This window comes from Paenibacillus sp. J45TS6 (assembly GCF_018403285.1).
In the GTDB taxonomy this organism is placed as follows: Bacteria; Bacillota; Bacilli; order Paenibacillales; family Paenibacillaceae; genus Paenibacillus.
Genome location: NZ_BOSJ01000010.1, coordinates 90,119 through 110,422, shown reverse-complemented (window position 1 = coordinate 110,422; position 20,304 = coordinate 90,119). Strand labels below are relative to the sequence as shown.

The 20,304-nt window shown below is 38.9% G+C and carries 20 protein-coding genes and 1 pseudogene; 8 read left to right on the top strand and 13 right to left on the bottom strand.

Going from position 1 to position 20,304, the window contains the following annotated elements:
* Positions 1 to 10: 10 nt before the first annotated feature.
* From KJS58_RS15830 to KJS58_RS25520, 5 genes and pseudogenes are all read left to right on the top strand, one after another.
* Entirely contained in the window at positions 11 to 1,156 is a 1,146-nt protein-coding gene (locus KJS58_RS15830; RefSeq protein WP_213533782.1) for a DHHW family protein, read from the top strand.
* Between the two features lie 278 nt (positions 1,157 to 1,434).
* Positions 1,435 to 1,704: pseudogene (locus tag KJS58_RS15825) on the top strand (class I SAM-dependent methyltransferase); the annotation flags it as partial.
* A 266-nt stretch (positions 1,705 to 1,970) separates the two neighbouring features.
* Entirely contained in the window at positions 1,971 to 2,825 is an 855-nt protein-coding gene (locus tag KJS58_RS15820) for a MerR family transcriptional regulator (protein WP_213533780.1), read from the top strand.
* Between the two features lie 54 nt (positions 2,826 to 2,879).
* Positions 2,880 to 3,461 (top strand): arginase family protein, encoded by a 582-nt coding sequence (locus KJS58_RS15815; protein WP_249717418.1) that lies wholly within the window; start codon positions 2,880 to 2,882, stop codon positions 3,459 to 3,461.
* 132 nt (positions 3,462 to 3,593) lie between these two features.
* Entirely contained in the window at positions 3,594 to 3,734 is a 141-nt protein-coding gene (locus KJS58_RS25520; RefSeq protein WP_249717415.1) for a hypothetical protein, read from the top strand.
* A 60-nt stretch (positions 3,735 to 3,794) separates the two neighbouring features.
* On the opposite strand, the gene KJS58_RS15810 is transcribed toward KJS58_RS25520, so the two are convergent.
* From KJS58_RS15810 to KJS58_RS15765, 10 genes are all read right to left on the bottom strand, one after another.
* Positions 3,795 to 4,709 carry a tyrosine-type recombinase/integrase gene (locus tag KJS58_RS15810; RefSeq protein ID WP_213533906.1) on the bottom strand — a complete coding sequence of 305 codons (915 nt, stop codon included), beginning with the start codon at positions 4,707 to 4,709 and terminating at the stop codon, positions 3,795 to 3,797.
* Between the two features lie 485 nt (positions 4,710 to 5,194).
* On the bottom strand, positions 5,195 to 6,079 hold the full coding sequence (locus KJS58_RS15805; RefSeq protein WP_213533778.1) for a TIGR01777 family oxidoreductase: 885 nt from the start codon (positions 6,077 to 6,079) through the stop codon (positions 5,195 to 5,197).
* A 17-nt stretch (positions 6,080 to 6,096) separates the two neighbouring features.
* Positions 6,097 to 7,110 carry a DUF1835 domain-containing protein gene (locus KJS58_RS15800; protein ID WP_213533776.1) on the bottom strand — a complete coding sequence of 338 codons (1,014 nt, stop codon included), beginning with the start codon at positions 7,108 to 7,110 and terminating at the stop codon, positions 6,097 to 6,099.
* Between the two features lie 227 nt (positions 7,111 to 7,337).
* On the bottom strand, positions 7,338 to 8,756 hold the full coding sequence (locus KJS58_RS15795; RefSeq protein WP_213533774.1) for an alanine/glycine:cation symporter family protein: 1,419 nt from the start codon (positions 8,754 to 8,756) through the stop codon (positions 7,338 to 7,340).
* A gap of 349 nt (positions 8,757 to 9,105) precedes the next feature.
* On the bottom strand, positions 9,106 to 9,588 hold the full coding sequence (locus KJS58_RS15790) for a hypothetical protein (RefSeq protein ID WP_160036134.1): 483 nt from the start codon (positions 9,586 to 9,588) through the stop codon (positions 9,106 to 9,108).
* Positions 9,588 to 10,382 (bottom strand): DUF3100 domain-containing protein, encoded by a 795-nt coding sequence (locus KJS58_RS15785; protein WP_213533773.1) that lies wholly within the window; start codon positions 10,380 to 10,382, stop codon positions 9,588 to 9,590. The genes KJS58_RS15790 and KJS58_RS15785 overlap by 1 nt, the downstream gene beginning before the upstream one ends.
* A gap of 63 nt (positions 10,383 to 10,445) precedes the next feature.
* On the bottom strand, positions 10,446 to 11,705 hold the full coding sequence (locus KJS58_RS15780; RefSeq protein ID WP_213533771.1) for a M20/M25/M40 family metallo-hydrolase: 1,260 nt from the start codon (positions 11,703 to 11,705) through the stop codon (positions 10,446 to 10,448).
* A gap of 288 nt (positions 11,706 to 11,993) precedes the next feature.
* Positions 11,994 to 12,677 carry a YjjG family noncanonical pyrimidine nucleotidase gene (locus tag KJS58_RS15775; RefSeq protein ID WP_213533768.1) on the bottom strand — a complete coding sequence of 228 codons (684 nt, stop codon included), beginning with the start codon at positions 12,675 to 12,677 and terminating at the stop codon, positions 11,994 to 11,996.
* A 326-nt stretch (positions 12,678 to 13,003) separates the two neighbouring features.
* Positions 13,004 to 13,408, bottom strand: coding sequence for an RDD family protein (locus KJS58_RS15770; protein WP_213533767.1), 405 nt, complete (start codon positions 13,406 to 13,408; stop codon positions 13,004 to 13,006).
* A 147-nt stretch (positions 13,409 to 13,555) separates the two neighbouring features.
* Positions 13,556 to 14,200 (bottom strand): GntR family transcriptional regulator, encoded by a 645-nt coding sequence (locus KJS58_RS15765; protein ID WP_213533765.1) that lies wholly within the window; start codon positions 14,198 to 14,200, stop codon positions 13,556 to 13,558.
* A gap of 329 nt (positions 14,201 to 14,529) precedes the next feature.
* Here KJS58_RS15765 and garR point away from each other — a divergent pair, with 329 nt between their 5' ends.
* The 3 genes from garR to KJS58_RS15750 all read left to right on the top strand — a co-directional run bounded on the left by garR (position 14,530) and on the right by KJS58_RS15750 (position 18,338).
* Complete coding sequence (gene garR, locus KJS58_RS15760) at positions 14,530 to 15,438, top strand: 2-hydroxy-3-oxopropionate reductase (protein ID WP_213533763.1); 909 nt, start codon at positions 14,530 to 14,532, stop codon at positions 15,436 to 15,438.
* Complete coding sequence (locus tag KJS58_RS15755) at positions 15,425 to 16,861, top strand: four-carbon acid sugar kinase family protein (RefSeq protein WP_213533761.1); 1,437 nt, start codon at positions 15,425 to 15,427, stop codon at positions 16,859 to 16,861. Before garR ends, KJS58_RS15755 begins: the two co-directional genes overlap by 14 nt.
* A gap of 157 nt (positions 16,862 to 17,018) precedes the next feature.
* A complete protein-coding gene (locus tag KJS58_RS15750) occupies positions 17,019 to 18,338 on the top strand; it encodes a gluconate:H+ symporter (protein ID WP_213533759.1) in 1,320 nt (439 codons plus the stop codon).
* A 48-nt stretch (positions 18,339 to 18,386) separates the two neighbouring features.
* On the opposite strand, the gene KJS58_RS15745 is transcribed toward KJS58_RS15750, so the two are convergent.
* The 3 genes from KJS58_RS15745 to KJS58_RS15735 form a co-directional block, all read right to left on the bottom strand.
* A complete protein-coding gene (locus KJS58_RS15745; RefSeq protein WP_374705824.1) occupies positions 18,387 to 18,782 on the bottom strand; it encodes a DUF5412 domain-containing protein in 396 nt (131 codons plus the stop codon).
* A gap of 41 nt (positions 18,783 to 18,823) precedes the next feature.
* The gene (locus KJS58_RS15740; RefSeq protein ID WP_213533755.1) at positions 18,824 to 19,291 is read right to left on the bottom strand and encodes a DUF5301 domain-containing protein; all 468 of its coding nucleotides are present in this window, start codon (positions 19,289 to 19,291) and stop codon (positions 18,824 to 18,826) included.
* A gap of 80 nt (positions 19,292 to 19,371) precedes the next feature.
* Positions 19,372 to 20,187 carry a class I SAM-dependent methyltransferase gene (locus tag KJS58_RS15735; protein WP_249717413.1) on the bottom strand — a complete coding sequence of 272 codons (816 nt, stop codon included), beginning with the start codon at positions 20,185 to 20,187 and terminating at the stop codon, positions 19,372 to 19,374.
* Positions 20,188 to 20,304: the final 117 nt, after the last annotated feature.

The window sequence follows — 20,304 nt, the reverse complement described above, 5'->3', positions numbered from 1 at the left end:
GTGATGATAATTGGATCGTAAAAGAGCAGTTATCGTAACCAGCGGCTTTCTTCTATTTATCAGCTGTTTTGGTATTTGGAGCTTATGGGAACCGGACCGGACCTTATCCGAATTTGAAAATCGTGTTTTAGCTAAGTTCCCTTCCTTCTCCTGGGACAAACTCTGGAGTGGACGATACACAGATCAACTGGACGATTATCTGGTGGATCAGTTTGTAGGTCGTGACAACTGGGTCGGACTCAAATCAGATATGGAGCGAATATCGGGCAAGACGGAGAATAATCAAGTATTCTTTGGCAGTTCAGGATATCTGTTCGAACGGTTTACGTACGATGAAGAACTGCTGGGCCAGAATATAAAAGAGATTGCTCGTTTTGCTGAGCGTCATCAGAAAGATGTAGATTCGTTATATCTTCTGCTTGTTCCCAACTCCCAAACGCTGAATGGCGAGTATTTACCCAAATATGCGGATGCAACGGACGCTCCCCAGTCACCACTGATGGATCAAATCTTTAGTGAACTGAGTGGACGGGTTGCACCCGTTGATATCAGAGAAGTACTACATCAGAAGAAAAGTACCGCACAAATCTATTATCGTACGGATCATCACTGGACGACACGCGGCGCATACTATGGATATCAAGCCTTTACGGATTCGCTTGGCCTCTCTCCTACTCCTGAAGCAGCACTTGCGGCAAAGCAGTTCAGCGATTCGTTCTATGGTACATTTTATACAAAGGCAAATCAGCGTGATATTACTCCTGATCGTCTGGAATTGCTGGAGACTTCTCTTCCGGAATACGAAGTCTGTATCGAGGGACAGAACACATGTGAGAATTCTTTTTACGATATGGATGCACAGAATGAGCGGGATAAATATAAGGTGTTCTTTGGCGGGAACTTCCCGCTTGTCACGATCAACATTCCTCATGAGGAAGCTAATAAAGATCGCAGTATTATCGTGTTTAAAGACTCCTATGCTAATGCAATGGTGCCGTTTCTAGCCCAGCATTACTCCACCATTCATATGATTGACATGCGTTACTTCCGGATGGATGTAGACGAGTATCTGGAGGAACATCATTTTGATGATATGCTTCTGTTGTATAGCGTAGCGACTATAGCTCAAGAAGATATTTTTAAATGGCTTAATTAACAGTTATAAACTCCGTAGGACTAAAATCGGTATGAGACGATTAGCTCCCACGGAGTTTTTTAGTGCAATCGAGTTGTTCTTCCGAAAGAGAGTAACAATGAACTGAGTATTAAAAACGGAGATTATTATATGAGGCACGTTTCAGCGAAAGTATATTTTTAAAAAGGTGAAAATCGATAGTAAATCATTCTGTTATTTAACATAATAATTATTATGTTAACCGATTATCTCATATAGCTTATATGTTGATAATACAAAACCGCCAAACGATTAGAATAATCGTTTTTGATTACGCAGATGATACCCTATTCGAAGAAAAAGGACTCTCTAATCGAGTAGAAAACATGGTGAACATGGCAGCCATGAGTGGAGAACCGATGAAATCATGTTTTACGTATCATGAAATAGAGAATGTATTAGAAAAGACCGGTTTATTAATTTATGAACACCTCTCACCCGCTCAAATTCAGGATCTTTATTTTCATAACCGACATGATTATCTATGTGCTTTTGAGACGATACATTTTATTCATGCTGTAAAGAAATAAACATATATACAAAATGACCAGACATCCTGATTACTACGGTTGCCTGGTTTTATGTTAACCCCCTTATGTTCCTTTGGTTAATCTCAAGTAGATGTAAATATAGATAATTCCTAACTAGTTTTCATAATAAATATTATGTAAACCAAATTGTAATATATCAATCGTTGAATGAGTAAATGATAAACACTATAGTAACTATAGAGTCGTTGCTATACCTATATTTAGGTTGTGGCAAATGTTTAAGACAATATAGAGGAGAATGCGATATGAATAAGCAGATGTATTCTATAGGAGAGGTTGCAGAATTAAATAACATTTCCATTCAAACATTAAGATATTATGACAAAATCGGATTGTTTGCTCCCGCTTTTATAGATCCTGTCAGCAACTACAGGTACTATCATGAGAAACAGTTCTTTTATCTAGATATTATAAAGTATCTAAAATACATTGATACACCACTGTCCCAAATTAAAGAATTAATAACACAAGATGTAGTTCAAATGTTACCTTTTTTAGAAGAACAAGCACATATAATTGATAAGAAAATAAGCCAGCTCCAAGAAGCAAAGAAAATGATTCATCATCGTTATCTGCAAATTAAAGAACAAAACAGCTTAGCAAATCGGCCTCAAGGGCAAGTTTATACTCGATTTGTAGAAGAGCAGAATCAACTGCACCTCTCTACTACAGACCTCACACCTCGTGGAAATCCGGATGTATATATGCGTGATTTAGCTAACCTCCTAGAAACTAAGGAAGATCGTGTGGTTGGTAATTTTTACGGGTGCGTATATGAATTGAAAGATTATCAAGATACGGACCAAATCGTCTACTCGAGTATTTATACATCCTTAATTGGAGACGAGCAATTGTCCGATAAACCAACACCTGAAATTACAAAAAAACATATTCCAAAAGGAATATATATCTGCATTTGTTTCAAATGGTCTGTGTCTCAATATTTACAGTATTACAAAACGTTCTATGAGTACATTATTAACAATAACATCCTCACAGAAGGCCCTGTCTACGAGGTTTCTTTACCTAACAGATACTCTTCTTATGAAGAAGATGACTTTATAACAGAACTTAGAATAAAGGTGAAAGAAAATGATTGACCCTCTAGTTACTATAGAGTTTATCATTTAACCACGAAAGGTGGAGATAATGATATGACTAAAACAATTCGATTAATAGCTCCTGATTGGCAAGGAGGAAATAAGCAGGCATATTATTTTGGTGCAGAACTACTTTCATGGTTAGCTCCAAATCATAATAGCCAAAAAGAGATTACGCTAGATATTGAGAAACCGAAAAATGAAGTATTAGAAAAAGAAAATGGTGTAGTTGCTCAATCGATTGTTAAACAAAATGTGAGTATGGCAGCAGAAGTATTGAAAAGTGAATTACCAGATAAGATTATCACGTTTGGCGGAAACTGTTTAGTCTCTCAAGCACCGTTTGATTACCTTCATGGTAAATATGGAAAAGATCTCGGGGTCATTTGGATCGATTCTCATCCTGATGTTTCAACTCCGAAGGAACATCATCACGAACATGCTATGGTATTAGGGAATTTATTAGGTGCGGGAGATCCAGAGTTATCTAAAATTGTGGAATTCCCTTTTGATTCAGATCAATTTTTGTATGTTGGCTTACAAAAACCACTTGATGTTGAAGTTGAATTATTAGAGGGTTTACATCTAAATTATATTGTTCAAGACAAAGAAAATTTAAAAATGGGAGAAATATAAAAGTGGATTAAGGAGAATGGTTTTACTAAAATCGCTATTCATCTTGATTTAGATGTGTTAGACCCTACATTCTTTAGATCTTTATACTTCTCCGAGCCAGGAGTTGATGAATTTCCTTCCGAGTCAGGTAAAATGACTCCTAAAGAATTGTTAGAAATTCTAACCGGGATTTTTAAAGGAAATGATGTCGTTGGACTAACAATAGCAGAGTTTTTACCTTGGGATTATATCAATTTAAAAACGATGTTATCCGATTTAAATATTTTTAGATAGTCGTAAAAAGAGGTCTGATTAAGTTCAGACCTTTTTATACCTATTCATTAGGACTCTATTTTATGGAATATTAATCTCAAGCATAGCCATCGCTTGTTCTTTCTCACGATTGGTTACGTGAGTGTACACGGTAGTCGTTTCAATCGATGAGTGACCAAGTAACTCTTGTACTGTACGAAGGTCGGCACCTTTACGAAGCATCATGGTCGCAAAAGAATGTCGCAGTTTATGACTAGAGTATGCCTTTTTACGGGATACCCCTTCCCTCTCTTGAAAACGATCAAATGTCTCAGCAGCTATCAGCTGAATCGTCCGAATAGACAGTCTTCTTCCTTGCTGAGAAATGAAGAATGCTTCTTCCTTCGATTTACGAGGTTCAATCCTCTCCGTAAGCACTTCATCTAGCACATCTCTTACCGCTGCAGGAACGGGTAACGTACGCCACTTTCTCCCCTTACCAAATACATCAATCGTACTACGCTGCGAATTATAATCTCCAACATTCAAAGAATGAACTTCTCCTACCCGCAGACCCATATATGCCATGAGCAGAAAAATTGCTAGATTGCGATTCCGATATTTCCCCTCCACCGATTTCATGAATTTCGGCAGATCTACTTCATCTAAAAATACGGGTGCTTTATTTTTCTCTGTTCTCGATTTCTTAATTCCTGTTGCCGGATTCACTTCGAGAAGTTCGAGTTCAATCAGCGCTTTAAAGAAACAATGCACCGAAGCGTGTTTACGGTTCCGAGTTGAATCACTGATCCCCCGATCACGAGCCTTGGACAGAAAAGAGAGAATATGTAGCTTCTTCACTTTATCTAGTGACTTCCCATTTAGAGAAGATAAAAACTCAAACACATCACTTTTATAAGATTTAATGGTGTGGCTAGTATACCCCGCATCTTTCAGCCAGATATCAAATGCTTCGAGTTCTTCAGCATAGGTTTCTAAAATTTCTGCATTCAACATCATCCACCTACCATTCTTCAAAAATAGAGTTTTTAAGCAAAATACGTGTCGATCTACGTCTACGAACTTAGGTAAGTGGTCGACTCTCTTAAATAAATCGAATATAAACAGAAACTGCGTATAATTTATATTATACGCAGTTTTTTAATGTAATGAAAGCTGAATTTTTCCATGAACTATGGTTGTTATATGAAGTTTCGAAATAATCCTTATTTGCTAGTAAAATAACGACGTTTTATGTAATACTATGCCTTAAAACAGCCGAAAAACCTCCTAAACCCGCTACATAATTAGACATAACAAAATAAATGCCGAAATACGCTAGAAGTCATCGCTCTCTCTTATTACCTCTATAAGCATAAAAAAGGCGCCTGATTCGTAGGAATCAAGACACCTTTTTTGGCGTTTCAATTTTTGATAATAATCATGTAATTCGACATCTTATGATTAGCCGTATGTGATCGAGCTTTACATAAATAACTGATTTATTTCAGCACAGCTTCTAATGTATCTTCTATTGTGGGATAACGAAATTCAAAACCTTCCGCTAGTAACCTTTCGGGTACTACCCATCTGCTTTTTAAAATCAGCTCCGTTTCCGTCCGAATGAATACAGCTCCCATCTCTAACATCCACCCGGGAGTAGGAATTCCTATTGGGACGTTCATCTTCTTACGCATTTCAGCCATTAACTTTTCATTAGACACAGGATAAGGAGTCGCCGCATTAAACACACCGCGGAGATCCTCTCGCTGCTGAATAAACTGTACAATCCGGTATAGATCCTCCACATGTATAAAACTGAATTTCTGTGTTCCAGGTCCTTGCTTACCCCCGAGGCCAAATCGAGTTAAGTAGAGATAAGGAGTCATCACTCCCCCATCTTTACCCAGCACAATGGAAATCCGGAGGGCAACTTGGCGAGTCTGATCTAATGAGAAGGAGAAAAACGCCTCTTCCCACGCTTTTGCAACATCTACTGAGAAGCCTGTGCCGATCTCTCCCTGCTCCTCTGTCATGGGACGATCTTCTGCATGTCTGTAGATCGTAGCTGTACTTGAGTTGATCCAGAGCTTGGGCGGCTCTATACAAGCTTCTATCGCTTCTCCTAAGATCCTAGTAGTCCGTTTCCTAGATTCCAGGATTTCACGCTTGTTGCGCTCATTATAGCGGCAATTGACTGATTTTCCTGCTAGGTTAACGAGCAGTTCTGCTCCTTCCAGTGCTTCTATGATGGACTGTTTATCATCCCAAGAGATATGACCCTCTTGCCTTGATATAATGTATACGGTGTCGCCTTTTTCCTTACATTTCTTCTCGAAAAATTGGCCGATAAACCCTGTTCCGCCGGCTAGCACAACCTTCCCCATATATCTCACCTCATTCGTTAAGATTTTATACGAACCGAATAATATCTCATCGCACTGGGTACTCCTCGAATCTCAAGTTTGCCCTCATAGATTAAACTCCGTAATCGATACTCAAAAAACACATCACCGATATGCTGATCCAAATACCCCATTGCTTCCCCTACGACCCGCGCTGCTTTCATAAAACCATCTGAATTAGAGCGACTCTGTAACTTATAGACAGTATGAAGCAAGTATTCATCTAAATCATTTTCTTCTACCGTATTTACTTCCCCATTATTCCATAGCCTAAGCACCTGCTTCGTCTCAGCATATCCCAACCATTCTTGTTCGTACTTACTTCTTTGTTCTGCAGTTAAAGGACCGATTCGTTTCATTTCATGAAATACTTCAATAAGTTTCTCTGGCACGATTTCTCCCGTATGACGATAATATTGCTGATGCTTGGGTGTATTGTGCTTTCTTTCACATATCTTAACAGCATTGATTTCAATTACTTCATTCTTATACTCTTTTAATAAATATTGAACGTACCTTGATCCTATTTTTTCATGAGCTGAATCTCCACCCCAAATTACAATTCGAGCTTGTTCTGGTATCTGCTGAACCATTTGGATAGGATTCAATTCACCATGATGAGCGAAATGATGATCTGTATATTCTGGATCGAGGTGAGTTCTCATCCATTCTTCACGATATCGTCTTCCTTCTGGTTCATGAAGTTTCCATATGGGTCCCACTGAAAACAGATCTGGAAAACATATCATCCCATCAGACTCCTGTAAACTCAGCTGTTTGATGGTCTCTCTTACACTTCCTACCGTAGAATAACCAAACACGATATGGACTGTTTTCGTTTTGCTATCCGGAACTAGCCTTTGTTTTGCTGCTTCTTCCGGGGTAACGACTAGTTCATTATATATATGGACAATGTCTGAAATGAAAATATCCTTTTGGTCAGGTTCTTCCTTATACTGCTTGACTGTATATAGATATGCGAGAAGAGCCTGCCTGACATCTTGGTCTTCCATCTCATGAATGATATCTTTCAGCTGCCTCAGCCCTACTCCCCCTTTTATTGAACAACAAATTCCCAAACGAAACAATTACTAGAAAATTATAGGTATTTGTTCATTATAATGAATTTAACTACGTCATTCAATTAATGATACAAAAAAACTCCTACCGAATGGTAGGAGCCCGACTGTAGACAAACTAACTTAAACTAGTCTGTCTACAATCTTTGATAATTCTCAAATTAAGATTTCACTTCAGGTGATTCTTCCCAGCCTGTTACATTCTCGATTCCAGGAATGGAATCTTTGTAGAATACAGGATCTTTGCCTTCTAATCTTTGTTTTGAATAGTCCTTCAACGCAGCGAATGCGACCTTTGATAAGAGCGCAATGGCTATTAAGTTAACAATAACCATGAAGCCCATAAACAGGTCGGCCATATCCCAGACGAGCTTTACGCTAGCGATCGAACCAAACATGATCATAGCAAGAACAGCAATTCGGTAAACCACAAGCGTTGTTTTGCTTGATTTAATGAATTCGATATTTGTTTCACCATAATAGTAGTTACCAATCAGCGTACTAAATGCAAATAGGAAAATCATTAATGCAAGCATACCTGATGCCCAATCACCAAAATGGATGCTCAGTGCAGTTTGTGTAAGTACAATCCCTTCTGTATTAACAGATGGATCTGTGTAAGCACCTGAGAGCAGTACCAAGAAAGCAGTACTTGTACAAATAATCAGCGTATCAATCAAAACAGCTAAAGCTTGAATTAGACCTTGTTTAGCTGGGTGACTTGTTGTTGCTGTAGCAGCCGCATTTGGCGCACTACCCATACCTGCTTCATTGGAGAAGAGTCCTCTTTTAACCCCTTGCATGAGCGCTGCACCAAGTGTACCACCCGCAAACTGTTCAAAACCAAATGCATGTTTAACAATGGTAGCAATCATCGCAGGAACTTCCGTAATATTGATTAGTACCGCAATGAAAGCAATACCGATATAAATAACGGCCATGACAACGACAATGTACTCGGAGATTTTCGCGATTCGTTTAATACCGCCAAAAATAATAATTCCGAAAGCTACAACCATCGCAATTCCGAGCCATAACGGTTCAACTCCAAATGAATTTTGGAAAGCTGTTGCTACTGTATTGGCTTGAACTGCATTAAATACGAGTCCAAAGGATACGGTAATCAGGATAGCAAACAGGATTCCCATCCAGCGCTTGTTAAGCCCTTGTTCCATATAATAGGCAGGTCCACCGCGGAACCCTTGTTTGTCTTTGATTTTATAAACCTGAGCAAGTGTACTTTCTACAAAACTAGATGCAGATCCGATGATTGCAATAATCCACATCCAGAATACAGCACCGGGACCCCCAATACCGATTGCGAGAGCGATACCCGTGATGTTACCTGTTCCGACACGAGCAGCCATACTGATGCAAAATGCTTGGAAAGCAGTAATTTCACCTTTTTGTTTCTTGTTCGATCCTTTGAGTTCACGGAACATGTCTTTTATGTAAGTGAACTGCATAAAACCTGATTTCCATGTGAAGTAAATCCCGATCGCAACCAATAAGACGATTAGAACGTAAGACCAAAGCACATCGTTAATCAAACTAATTCCTTTTTGTAAAATGTCTTGCATCTCAAACCTCCATCATGTTGTATATTCGTTTAAGGGAACGATGTCCTTAACGATCTCTTGTTAGTATTATTAACATAAAAATTTAATAACGCATTTTTGTATTATACTTATTTTTATTAATTTACGCTATATTAATTTTATAGTATAAAAATCATTTTTTCATGTCAAGATATATTACAAAGAGGACATCTTGCAATTATATACAGATTTCTGTTTTTTTATGCCTAGATATATTTGTATATCTGAAACTCACTGTCTTTTTACCCGAAATAAAAGAAATAACCTATTCTTATGAATAGGTTATTTGCCATTTCTTTGTATAGTATTTGCATAAGTGAAAATAGTATTACTAACGAGTTAACGAAAGACCAATTTCAGATAAGATGGCACTGCCAAGGTATGTGCCGGTAAATACGAATAACGCAACAATAGCAACACGCCAAGATGTTTTACGAAGATCTGACAGACGATCTACGACGGAGATCCCAGCGAAAGCCAAAATAGGTGTAGTAATCGATAAGAAGTTAACCGCTTGAATAGCTTCTACAAACACATCAGAACTAAGGCAGAATATGAGTGATGTAATCGATACCCAGCCAAGTACAGGAAACTCTTGCAGTACTTTAACAGGCACTTTCTTCATTAATGAAGAAATCAAAATACCAATCATAGAGAACAACCATAATACAGCCAGTCCGCCAATCGTATGCCATGAGACGGTAACGCCCTCACCGATCCGAAGTTGTTTCATAATATCCGTAAATAGGATAAGCGAGACACTTAGCAAAAGTACAAGTCCTGCTTTCATCCAATGTTTTTTATCCAGTACCATTACCTTTTACCTCCAGTAAACAGATTATACATAAAACGTTGCAGCGGAACAGCCAAAAATACCATGGTGTACGTTCCAAGGAAGCTTGTCAGTAATTGACTCGCTGCAGCATAACTGTTGATGACTTCAGCTTGATCTGGAGCTAAGGCGATCAGGGAAGAAGAAGCTCCAACCATCATACTAGATGAACCCACTCCGGAAGACATAGCCAGTGCTTCAATAGAGAAACCTAAAGCGTGAAGAATAGGTGCAATAATACTAAAGAACAAGGTTCCAAAAAGTGTACCTATAATATACAGTGATAATACCCCGCGTCCTTCGCTGGAATCGAGTGTATATTTCTCAGAGATATAAGCAAGTTCACCTTCACGTCCAAGCCCTAGTGTAGCTCCAATCGCTTCCCTGCGAAGACCCAGTAGAATCGCCACAGGAAGACCAAGCAGTACAGTTCCGAGGTTACCGATCTCTTGCAGCAAGAAGACCCAGCCAACATCAAGAATTTCTCTCAATTTAGGAGCAACATCCGCTCCGTAACGTGCCATAAGAGGTAACATGATGTAAATCAGATATTTACTTGCGAAGTTCACGTTTTCTTTACTGTACACCTTTTTCATAATACCGCGTCTAAAAATAGCAGTTCCTAGAATCATAGCAATTAGAATAGCAAACACTAGTGGAAGCAAGTTAATGGTAATGCTGCCGATCGGTATGGACTGAGTTCCAATCCATTCTGCCGCTGTAATGAGAAATAAAGCAAATAAGATAAGATAAACAAGATGTCCTTTTGATTTCATGAACCAAAATCCTCATTTCTGTATATTCTTTGTTGTCTCATTGATCTATTTAGTGAATAAAGATTACTCCGTAATAGAAGTTAGAAGAGCTTCATACTCAGCGAACGTACGGCGATAGATTCTAGATTTGTCGAGTTGGCCGTTCATTTTGTTAAAAACTTCTGTCAAATATCTAGGGAAAATTTCATAAATGAATTCCGGATCAATATCTTTGAAATCATCACCATGAATCGTACCTGTAAAACCACTGTAGCCAATTTGAATGCAAGGCATCATGAACGATAAATCTCCAATATCCCCTGCCGCACTAATTGCGTTACCTTCAAGTATTTCTTCAATCGCTTCATTCTCTTTGTATGCAGCCAGCGCAAATTCAGAAAGATAACGATCTTGTACAAATGGTAAATAACCCATCTGTGTAGAAGCTTCAACCTCTCCGCCCATGGCAATGGCACTTCCTTTTGCAGCCTGATCCATCTGCTTAGCAACTTCCTTCATATATTCGACAGACTGTGTACGAAGGTCCGTTCCGACTGTGATTTGGTTAGGGATTACATTCGTAGACATATCCGACTGCATCACAATGGGGTTCATTCTCACTTTTTCTGCATCTTTAAAATGCTGTCTTTGCATACCAAGCGCTACATTAAATAAAGTGGACATGCTATACGCATTTGTACCTGAAGATGGATCAAATCCGGCATGAGATGCACGACCTTTAAATGTATACTTCTTATACAGAAAACCTGCTAGATCACAATTGATTTCAATGGTACGTTTCGGATATTCTCCGCCCATGGAATGAACACATACTCCCAGGTCAATATCGTCAAAAATGCCACGTTTCATCGCTTCAGGTTTACCGCCGTAGTAGGTTATTTTCCCTTTCGCTTTCAGTCCAGCACGATAAGGTAAATCAAGATACTCTTCCGCAGGAACAAAAATAAAGGTAAGTGCAAAATCTAAGGATTCATATGCTTTCGTCGTAAAATAGTGCTTATACAGTGCGAGGGCTATTGCTACTTGCGTGTAATGTCCGCAGTTATGTGCTGCACCGGTTTCCTGATCTGCGTGAAAATGAGACGGTGCATAAACCGCATCGAGTTCAGCTATAAATCCAAGGTTCAGCGATTTACCTGTTCCGAGTGTCGTTTTAATTCCTGTGCCACAGAACACCTCATATGTAAGCTCAGGATTAACTTCAAGTAAAAATTCTAGAACCGTTTGGTGTGTTTTGTGTTCCTTGTAACCTAATTCAGGATTGTCAAAAATACGGTTAGCAATTTGTTTAATTTCTTCATACTGTTTTGTGAAAGTACTCATGCTGTGTCCCCCAGTTAGGTCGTTTTATATTCAATTTAATATTTATACATGTCAAAAGAACATCCCCATCATAAGTAAAAAGCAGAAAATTGTCAATGATTTTAGGATTTTCATGTCGAATTTTGTTTTATTTACGAACATTAAGGTGATAAAAACTAATAATAGTGAGGATTTATAAGATTATTAGTTTTGTATTCCTAATTCTAAATGTGGAGTCAAACTTCATAAAACAAGTAGAAACCGCATCGTATGTATACAATGCGGTTTCTGATTTAGATGGTAATTTTTCTATAATATGGTGTGTAACTGTTGTAAATTTGAAATTTCATACGTAGGGATGATATCTGTAGAATTAACTAGCCTTTTTGGATTAAACCAACAGGTATCAAGACCGGCAAGGTGGCCGCCTTTAATATCTGCACTCAGCGAATCGCCAATGATTAGTCCAGACGAAGGATCAAAATCCGGAATCCGGTCAAATACATAATCAAAGAACTCTTTCATCGGTTTCTGATAACCGGTATCTTCGGAGACAAAAATTTGCTTCATATGCGGGTGAAGCCCTGAATTACGCAATCGAATATCTTGTGTCCTTGAAACTCCATTCGTTACGATATAAATATCATAATGGTTCTGCAGCTCCGTTATTAATTCCATGGCCCCATCCATGAGCATATGTCCTTGTTCAAGATAACTTCGGTACGTTTGCTCCAATTGAATGCCATCCGCTTCGAATCCCCATTCCTTAAAGAAAAGGGAAAATCGAGTATGTAACACTTCATCTCTACTAATCGTCCCTTCTTCAAAAGCTCTCCATAACTGCTTGTTAATCGTTCTGTAACTGGCTTCTATTTCAGGTGTGAAAGGAAGCTTCATATCTTTACATAACAGCTGAAGGGCATTATTTTCTGCCGCACCAAAATCAAGCAGCGTGTCATCTACATCAAAAAACAACGTCTTATATGTACTCATCTTGTGTCATCTCTTTCTTTTATACTTTTACAGCAACCATTTGGTTTCTATTAAATAATACCTTGAAAAGAAGGGAAAGGACATATGCCTTTAATTAAAACTAGGGATTCTATGAAAATCAGTTTCTATCAGGATATGGTGAGCTTTAATTTTGTACTTAAAATGATCTTATTTAAGTAATCATTTTATTTGGTTTACATAATAATTGTTATGTAAACCAAATATCTTTTTCTTCAAATCATCTTCCTTATACGGACTCTATGGAGAGAATAGAACAAAAAAATCAGGACTTTGAGAAAATCCCAATCGTCCTGATTTCGTAGTCATTACTTAAATTGAACTACTTCTGTCCCCGCAATAAAATCGTGAATCGAACGTTTATCTTCTCTGAATACGACCATAAACAAGCTGATAATCCAGCCTATCCCGAGCGTAATTCCATATACGAAGCCCGCTACCAGATTGCGCAGCAGCATCGTTCCGATTCCTGGGGGTCCCTCGTCTGATACCGTTTGTATTTTGATACCACATAGTCGTTTTCCGATAGTACATCCTCCCCAAAAGACAGGGAGAAGCAGCGAATAAAGGAAAAGAAGCAGTTGCGTCACCCAATTGTCGTCCGTAGATCCGGTCAGGAGATTAGACAAAATGTACAACGGGAGACCTACGATGATTCCATCAAGCAGCCCTGCTAAAAAACGCGACCAAAAACCAGCTGGTTCACTTACCATACCGTCACCACCTATTCGTATTCAGTTACCTGTATTCTTATGTAGGTAATAACGACATGTAATATGAATCAGTTACGAAAATGGATAGAAAAACATTTCTCACTTTAGTGAAGTGAGATGATTTCTATACCTATTAGAATGAAAACACTAGTCATTACTCATGACATGCAGATAAAAGTTCAAGTCATTTTCTAAGTGTTTTTTCATCAATTCTTCCGCTTTATCTCCATCTCTGATCTTGATTGCCTCATATATTTCTTCATGTTCATCAATGAGATGAGGCCGATTATAGATAACAACGGTTTTTCGGAGTAAGTAAATGATAGCTTGCATCCGGTCAATGATATCAATCATCAACGGATTATTGCTTGCTCTCACAATATCATTATGAAAATCTTCATTGGCAGACATAATCTCTTCTTTCGTTCCCTTTCTGCCAACCTCTACATATTGGTACAGTTTTTCAATTTCATTATCTTTTAAGAAAATTGCCGCACACCGAGCTGAGTACCCTTCCAGCAAGATTCTCACACTAAATATATTTCGCAAGTCCTTCTCCGTTGGCTTTACTACTTTCTTTTTAACAATAAGACCTTCATTTTCTAATTTGCGTATAGAGTCTCTTATGGGTGTTCTGCTGACGCCAAGTTCTGCAGCGAGTTTTTCTTCGACGATCTTCGTACCGCTAGAAAGCTCACCGGTTAATATTTTATCACGGAGAATTTCGTAACATTGATGATACGCCGGTCGTGAGTTGTTACCTTCAAGCACTAACTTCACCTCCGTTTTCATTACAAGTTATTACTCATATTACCAAATTACCACAGAAAAATCTTATATATATAATTGGCAAGAGAGATATAGCATACGATAAATTCATAGTTGTCTACAACCAACACACTTTTTGTATACAATTTTAAGTCTAATTGTATACAAAATCATTGTTATAGTATACAATAAGAACGAAAACACGATTGTAAGCGGTTGCCTTTTTACTTTCCACAGAATCACTGATCTGATAACGATAAGCGAATGACTGATTATAGTGAAGTACATGGGCAAGAACCAAATCAAGGTCACTTCAGACCTTACATAAAATTTTCTAATAGGAGGAAAAAATCATGGCAAAAAAAGTAGGATTTATCGGACTAGGTATTATGGGGAAACCAATGGCTTTAAACCTCAGAAAAGCCGGACACACACTAATCGTTAATGACCTGAATCAAGAAGCGGTTCAAACATTACTAAAAGCAGGTGCAACTGCTGCAAATACACCAAAAGAAGTTGCGGAAAACAGCGAAATCATCATCACCATGCTTCCTGCTTCTAAACATGTACAATCTGTTGTACTCGGTGAGAACGGAATTTTAGCTGGAGCTAAAGAAGGTTCCATTATTATTGATATGAGTTCCATTACCCCTGCCGTTACCAAAGCACTTGCTGAAGAAGCAGCCCAAAAAGGCGTCGGTTTCTTAGATGCACCAGTCAGCGGCGGTGAACCTAAAGCTATAGATGGTACATTAGCTATTATGGTCGGCGGTAAAGAAAGCGTATTCGAAGCAGCAAAATCAGTTCTATTTGATATGGGTAGTGCTGTTACTCTCGTCGGAGACAGCGGATGCGGTGTTACTGCGAAACTCGCAAACCAGATCATTGTAAACCTTAACATTGCTGCGATGTCAGAAGCTCTTGTCCTAGCTGCAAAAGCAGGTATCGATATTGAGAAGATGTATCAAGCCATCCGAGGCGGACTAGCAGGAAGTGCAGTACTCGATGCTAAAGTTCCTTTAATCTTGGACAGAAACTTTGCTCCAGGTGGAACAATTGCGATCAATATGAAGGATATTACGAATGTAATGGATACTGCGCATGAAATTGGTGTACCTCTCCCTCTATCTAGTCACCTCTTAGAAATCTTCCATGCCTTGAAAGTTGACGGCAAACTGATGGATGATCACGGCGGTATCGTACAGTATTACGAAAAACTAGCGAATGTCGAAGTTGGGGGTTCTAGCAATGAGCACAAATAAAAGATCTGTGGAGGAAGTCTTCAGCAAAATCCCTTCTTTTGATACAACGCATGTGAATGAAACGATTCAAAAAGAGTTATCAAATTTCAACAAAAAAATCATTGTTCTCGATGATGACCCAACAGGTGTTCAAACCGTTCACGGTATTTCCGTTTATACGGATTGGTCTTTGGACAGTATTGAAAAAGGTTTTCAAGAAGAGAACTCCATGTTCTTTATCTTAACGAATTCACGTGGATTTACGGCTGCTGAAACAACAAAGGCGCATCAAGAAATTGCTGCAAATATCGTGGAAGCTGCGAAGAGAAATGATCGCGAATTTACCATCATCAGCCGTGGTGATTCTACATTACGCGGACACTACCCACTGGAAACACAAGTGTTGAAAGAAACGGTGGAAGCGAATTCGGATATGAAATTTGATGGTGAGATCATTCTTCCTTTCTTTAAAGAAGGCGGCCGTTTCACCATTGATAATATTCACTATGTTCAAAACGATACGGAGCTCGTTCCTGCCGGCGAAACTGAATTTGCGAAAGATCGCACCTTTGGTTATACCAAATCACATTTAGGTGAATGGGCTGAAGAAAAATCGAACGGTGAATATAAAGCTGAGGATATGACTTATATTTCGCTGGACAGCCTGCGCGCAGTGGATATCGAAACGATTGAACAGCAGCTGCTGAAAGTGGAAGATTTTAATAAAGTAATTGTGAATGCGGTCGACTATTCTGATGTAAAAGTCTTTACCATTGCCCTTATTCGAGCAATGAATAAAGGAAAGAACTTCCTGTTCAGAAGTGCTGCAGCACTTACAAAAGTAATCGGCGGTGTGAGTGATAAAGCCCTGCTCTCTCGTGATGAGATTATGAGTGAATCTACTAACCACGGCGGACTCGTCATTATCGGATCCCATGTTAAGAAAACAACGGAACAATTCGAGGAACTAAAAAAATCAAATGACATCGAATTCATTGAGTTTGACGTTCATCTTGTGTTAGAACCTGAGAAATTCGAAAATGAATTGAATCGAGTCATTGAAGAAACCAATAAACTTATTTTAAATGGGACCAATGTTGCCGTATACACAAGAAGAGAACGTTTAGATCTTGGAGAAGGCAAACAAGAAGAAGAGTTGAAGCTTTCTGTAAAAATTTCAGATGCAGTTACAAGTATCGTGAAACGTTTAGAAGTTAGACCTTCCTACATTATTGCTAAAGGCGGCATTACCTCAAGTGACATTGGAACAAACGGTCTTGAAGTAAAAAGAGCGACGGTAGCAGGTCAAATTCGTCCGGGAATCCCTGTCTGGACCACAGATGATGAGAGCAAATTCCCTGGAATCTCCTATGTTATCTTCCCTGGAAACGTAGGAACGAAAACGGATTTAAGAGAAGTTGTTGAAATGTTAAGCAAAAAGTAATCTGTTTTATTTGTAATTGAGCCCTTAAGTAAGGAGTGTAACGTAGCAATACTTTTTTCGTGAAGAGTGTTTATTCATCTAAAAGTTAATATGTGAGTACACTCCTTATGGAAGCGGCCTTCTTTAATGAAGTGATAATGGAAAAGAGGAAAAACGAATGCCGATTATATCTGTTACTATTGGGGTTGTACTATTATTAGTATTAATGATGGTTTGTAAGTTAAACGCTTTCTTATCTTTGATTATTGTTTCTCTAGCGGTTGCTATGCTAGAAGGAATGACACCGACCGAGGCCATAGGATCTATTGAATCTGGGCTGGGAGGAACACTTGGGCATCTCACCATGATTATTATCTTTGGGGGGATTCTTGGGAAGCTAATGACGGACTCAGGCGGTGCGCAGCGTATTGCGACAACGATGATTAGTGCCTTCGGAGAAAAGAGAACACAGCTTGCGGCTGTCTTTACAGCTGCTATTGTTGGAATCGCTTTATTCTTTGAAACTGGTGTTGTTGTTTTGATTCCTTTAGTATTTACGATTGCTCTTGCAGCTAGAGTTCCGGTGCTTTATCTGGGTATGCCTGTAATCGCTGCCCTAATTACGATGCATGGTTTTGTGCCCCCGCACCCTGGCCCAACAGCCGTTGCCAATGTGTTTGAAGCTAATATCGGGCTCACTATGATCCTAGGAATCATCATTGCTATTCCTGCCTTTGTTCTTGCAGGCCCTGTGTATACTAAGTTATTCAAAAAAGAATTTCTAGAAATTGAAATTCCAAAAGGTCTATTTAATCCAAAAGAATTTAAAGAAGAAGAACTTCCTAAATTTGGAATCAGCCTTTTCACTGCTCTACTACCCGTGATTTTAATCGCACTGCAAACCGTGGTTGAACTTGTTGCACCCGATTCAGCGATTGCACCCATCACTAATTTTATCGGTAACGCGAATGTAGCTCTGTTAATCTCCGTTATTGTCGCGATCTTCACTTTCGGTTTAAATTTAGGTAAAAAAATGCCGGAAGTTATGCAATCTCTTAGTGAATCTGTAAGCGGTATCGGAATGATCCTCCTCATTATTGCAGGCGGCGGTGCGTTCAAACAGGTGCTGGTTGACAGCCATATTGATCAGTATATATCCGATCTTATGTCGGGTTCGAGCCTCTCTCCGCTACTTCTTACCTGGCTGATCGCAGCTATTCTAAGAATTGCGGTAGGTTCTGCTACGGTAGCAGGTATGACAGCCGCTGGTATTGCCGCACCTCTTGTTGCTGCAACTGGAGTAAGTCCAGAGCTTATGGTACTTGCTGCTGGCGCGGGAAGCGTTACCTTCTCACACGTAAATGATGCAGGCTTCTGGATTTACAAAGAGTACTTTAACCTTAGTATCGGTAAAACCATTAAAACCTGGTCTGTCATGGTAACCATTATTTCATTAGTCGGACTTGCTGGTGTCCTCATTATGGATCTATTTATTTAATTTAAAAAGGCACTGTTCCCTCGGAGCAGTGCCTTTTTTGTATGTATTTTATTGTGTTCTAAAATCAAATTTCTCATTAGGCACGTTTAGAGTATGCCCATTAATATGTACCGTGTCGCTGTCAATCCATTTCACAGCTGCGTTATCTTCGCGGTAATTCCAATAGATCGTTTTGGACTTGCCTTTCTGGTCGTTCATGACTAGCTCCCCTCGTATCGCAAAGGACGTGGTGGCTCCTCCATTTATACGGTAAGCTTTTACTGTATATGCTCCGTCTGGTGAGTCCACTTCTGTAAGATATTCTCCTCTTGGTAATCTATTCGTATCGAACAAGGCCCAATAGACGGCATAGCCTAAGATACTGATACAGGCTAAGCCAACAATTGTAATCAAGCGAAGCGTATTTTTTCTGATCTTCTTTATTTCAATCGATTCATTGTTCAACATTCTCCCTCTTTTCCCCTTAGATCTACGACATTTCTATCTTAATGATTATTACTGATAGACAATACATCCGCTGGATCATAATCACTTATGATTTTATATCCTTGAGAATAAGATTTGTGATTTTTGAGCTTACCACTAGTACGGATATATAGATAATTATCTGCTCCATAGACAATAGTAAATCTATAATCAGTTTTGTTCACTACAATCTCCATTTTGTAAATCATTGAATCGAAGGATGGGATATCCTTTGTTCTCATCAGTCGAATGTCAGCTAAATCGTCCACTATCTCATGAATTTGATTCTGATCGGTAACTTCAATCCACTCTTCATCCCGTGGTGTATAACTAATTCGGAGGGATGTCACTTCATCTGTATCGCTTATATGTTTCATGACGAGATATTGGAAAGAGGTAAAGGTACGAGCGTATTGCACCCCTATCGTCACTCCAACAAGGCTTACGATGATGAAGAGAAAAATCATAAAGAATGTCCTCTGTTTCAAACCATTCATCCTCTCGCAGGTAGTTTTCTTATAAAAAAGACCGAGAAATATCTCTTTCGAGAAGGTTCTCGGTCCGCTCCTTATTGGATACATTCTTTTTCTTTCTGACAGACATATATCAGTTCCGGTTTCGAATCCGCGGGAGGATTCTCTTCCCAGTCTCCATACAATTCAATAACCTTTAGACCATGTTTTGCGAGCGTTCTTTCCATCTCCATCGGATACGTATAGCGGAGTTTCAATCTGCTTTGATGAACAGACTGCACTGTTCCATCTTCTTGTTTTAATCTGCGAGATATTTCATACTCTTGCACTTGCGTCAGCGCATCGTAATCACTTTTTGTATACACATCTATTTCTTTACCTTGCTCGTCCTTATAAGTCTTCCAGTATTCCTCTTCTGCCGGTGCTAGCAACTCTTCTTTGTTAGGGAAACGCGTGTTAAATATAAATATACCGCTTTCTTTTAAGTGCTTACATACAGAATGAAGCAGTTTATCTTGTGCTTCGTTCGTTAGGAAATGCTGAAAACCATTACCTACCATAAATATAAGTGCACTCTTCACATCAAGGTTCAGTTCCTCACAATTCTGTAGTTCCCAACGAATATCCGAATGCTCTTGTGCAGACTTATGTCTAGCACGTTCAAGCATACCTTCATGAAAATCAATTCCAATCATAGGGTATCCCCGCTCTGCTAAAGGGATTGTTGTTCTTCCGGTCCCGCAAGCCAGGTCTATGACCGTGCCTCCCATGAGCGATGCCCATTTCTCAATAAAAGCAAAATCACTATCATATCCTTCATTCTCCACGTCGTATAGAGCAGGATGATCGTACTCTTCTAGGTTAGCCATCGTCATATGTTCCTTCGTTAAGATATCTACATTATTATTCATTTTATTTTCCTCTAATTTCCTTATTTTCAAGTATTCTTCTTTAATGTACATGAAAATTTCTGATTTGAAAAGCATATAGAGCTTATAAACCATTTCAAACCTTCTGAATCTCGGAAT

What these genes read in the sequence shown, in the direction of transcription:
- KJS58_RS15775 (WP_213533768.1), bottom strand. Translation starts at nt 12,677, where the DNA reads ATGAGTACATATAAGACGTTGTTTTTTGATGTAGATGACACGCTGCTT.
- KJS58_RS15805 (WP_213533778.1), bottom strand. Translation starts at nt 6,079, where the DNA reads ATGGGGAAGGTTGTGCTAGCCGGCGGAACAGGGTTTATCGGCCAATTT.
- KJS58_RS15790 (WP_160036134.1), bottom strand. Translation starts at nt 9,588, where the DNA reads ATGGTACTGGATAAAAAACATTGGATGAAAGCAGGACTTGTACTTTTG.
- garR (WP_213533763.1), top strand. Translation starts at nt 14,530, where the DNA reads ATGGCAAAAAAAGTAGGATTTATCGGACTAGGTATTATGGGGAAACCA.
- KJS58_RS15785 (WP_213533773.1), bottom strand. Translation starts at nt 10,382, where the DNA reads ATGAAATCAAAAGGACATCTTGTTTATCTTATCTTATTTGCTTTATTT.
- KJS58_RS15755 (WP_213533761.1), top strand. Translation starts at nt 15,425, where the DNA reads ATGAGCACAAATAAAAGATCTGTGGAGGAAGTCTTCAGCAAAATCCCT.
- KJS58_RS15800 (WP_213533776.1), bottom strand. Translation starts at nt 7,110, where the DNA reads ATGGAAGACCAAGATGTCAGGCAGGCTCTTCTCGCATATCTATATACA.
- KJS58_RS15765 (WP_213533765.1), bottom strand. Translation starts at nt 14,200, where the DNA reads ATGAAAACGGAGGTGAAGTTAGTGCTTGAAGGTAACAACTCACGACCG.
- KJS58_RS15780 (WP_213533771.1), bottom strand. Translation starts at nt 11,705, where the DNA reads ATGAGTACTTTCACAAAACAGTATGAAGAAATTAAACAAATTGCTAAC.
- KJS58_RS15795 (WP_213533774.1), bottom strand. Translation starts at nt 8,756, where the DNA reads ATGCAAGACATTTTACAAAAAGGAATTAGTTTGATTAACGATGTGCTT.
- KJS58_RS15750 (WP_213533759.1), top strand. Translation starts at nt 17,019, where the DNA reads ATGCCGATTATATCTGTTACTATTGGGGTTGTACTATTATTAGTATTA.
- KJS58_RS15820 (WP_213533780.1), top strand. Translation starts at nt 1,971, where the DNA reads ATGAATAAGCAGATGTATTCTATAGGAGAGGTTGCAGAATTAAATAAC.
- KJS58_RS15770 (WP_213533767.1), bottom strand. Translation starts at nt 13,408, where the DNA reads ATGGTAAGTGAACCAGCTGGTTTTTGGTCGCGTTTTTTAGCAGGGCTG.
- KJS58_RS15815 (WP_249717418.1), top strand. Translation starts at nt 2,880, where the DNA reads ATGACTAAAACAATTCGATTAATAGCTCCTGATTGGCAAGGAGGAAAT.
- KJS58_RS25520 (WP_249717415.1), top strand. Translation starts at nt 3,594, where the DNA reads ATGACTCCTAAAGAATTGTTAGAAATTCTAACCGGGATTTTTAAAGGA.
- KJS58_RS15735 (WP_249717413.1), bottom strand. Translation starts at nt 20,187, where the DNA reads ATGAATAATAATGTAGATATCTTAACGAAGGAACATATGACGATGGCT.
- KJS58_RS15810 (WP_213533906.1), bottom strand. Translation starts at nt 4,709, where the DNA reads ATGTTGAATGCAGAAATTTTAGAAACCTATGCTGAAGAACTCGAAGCA.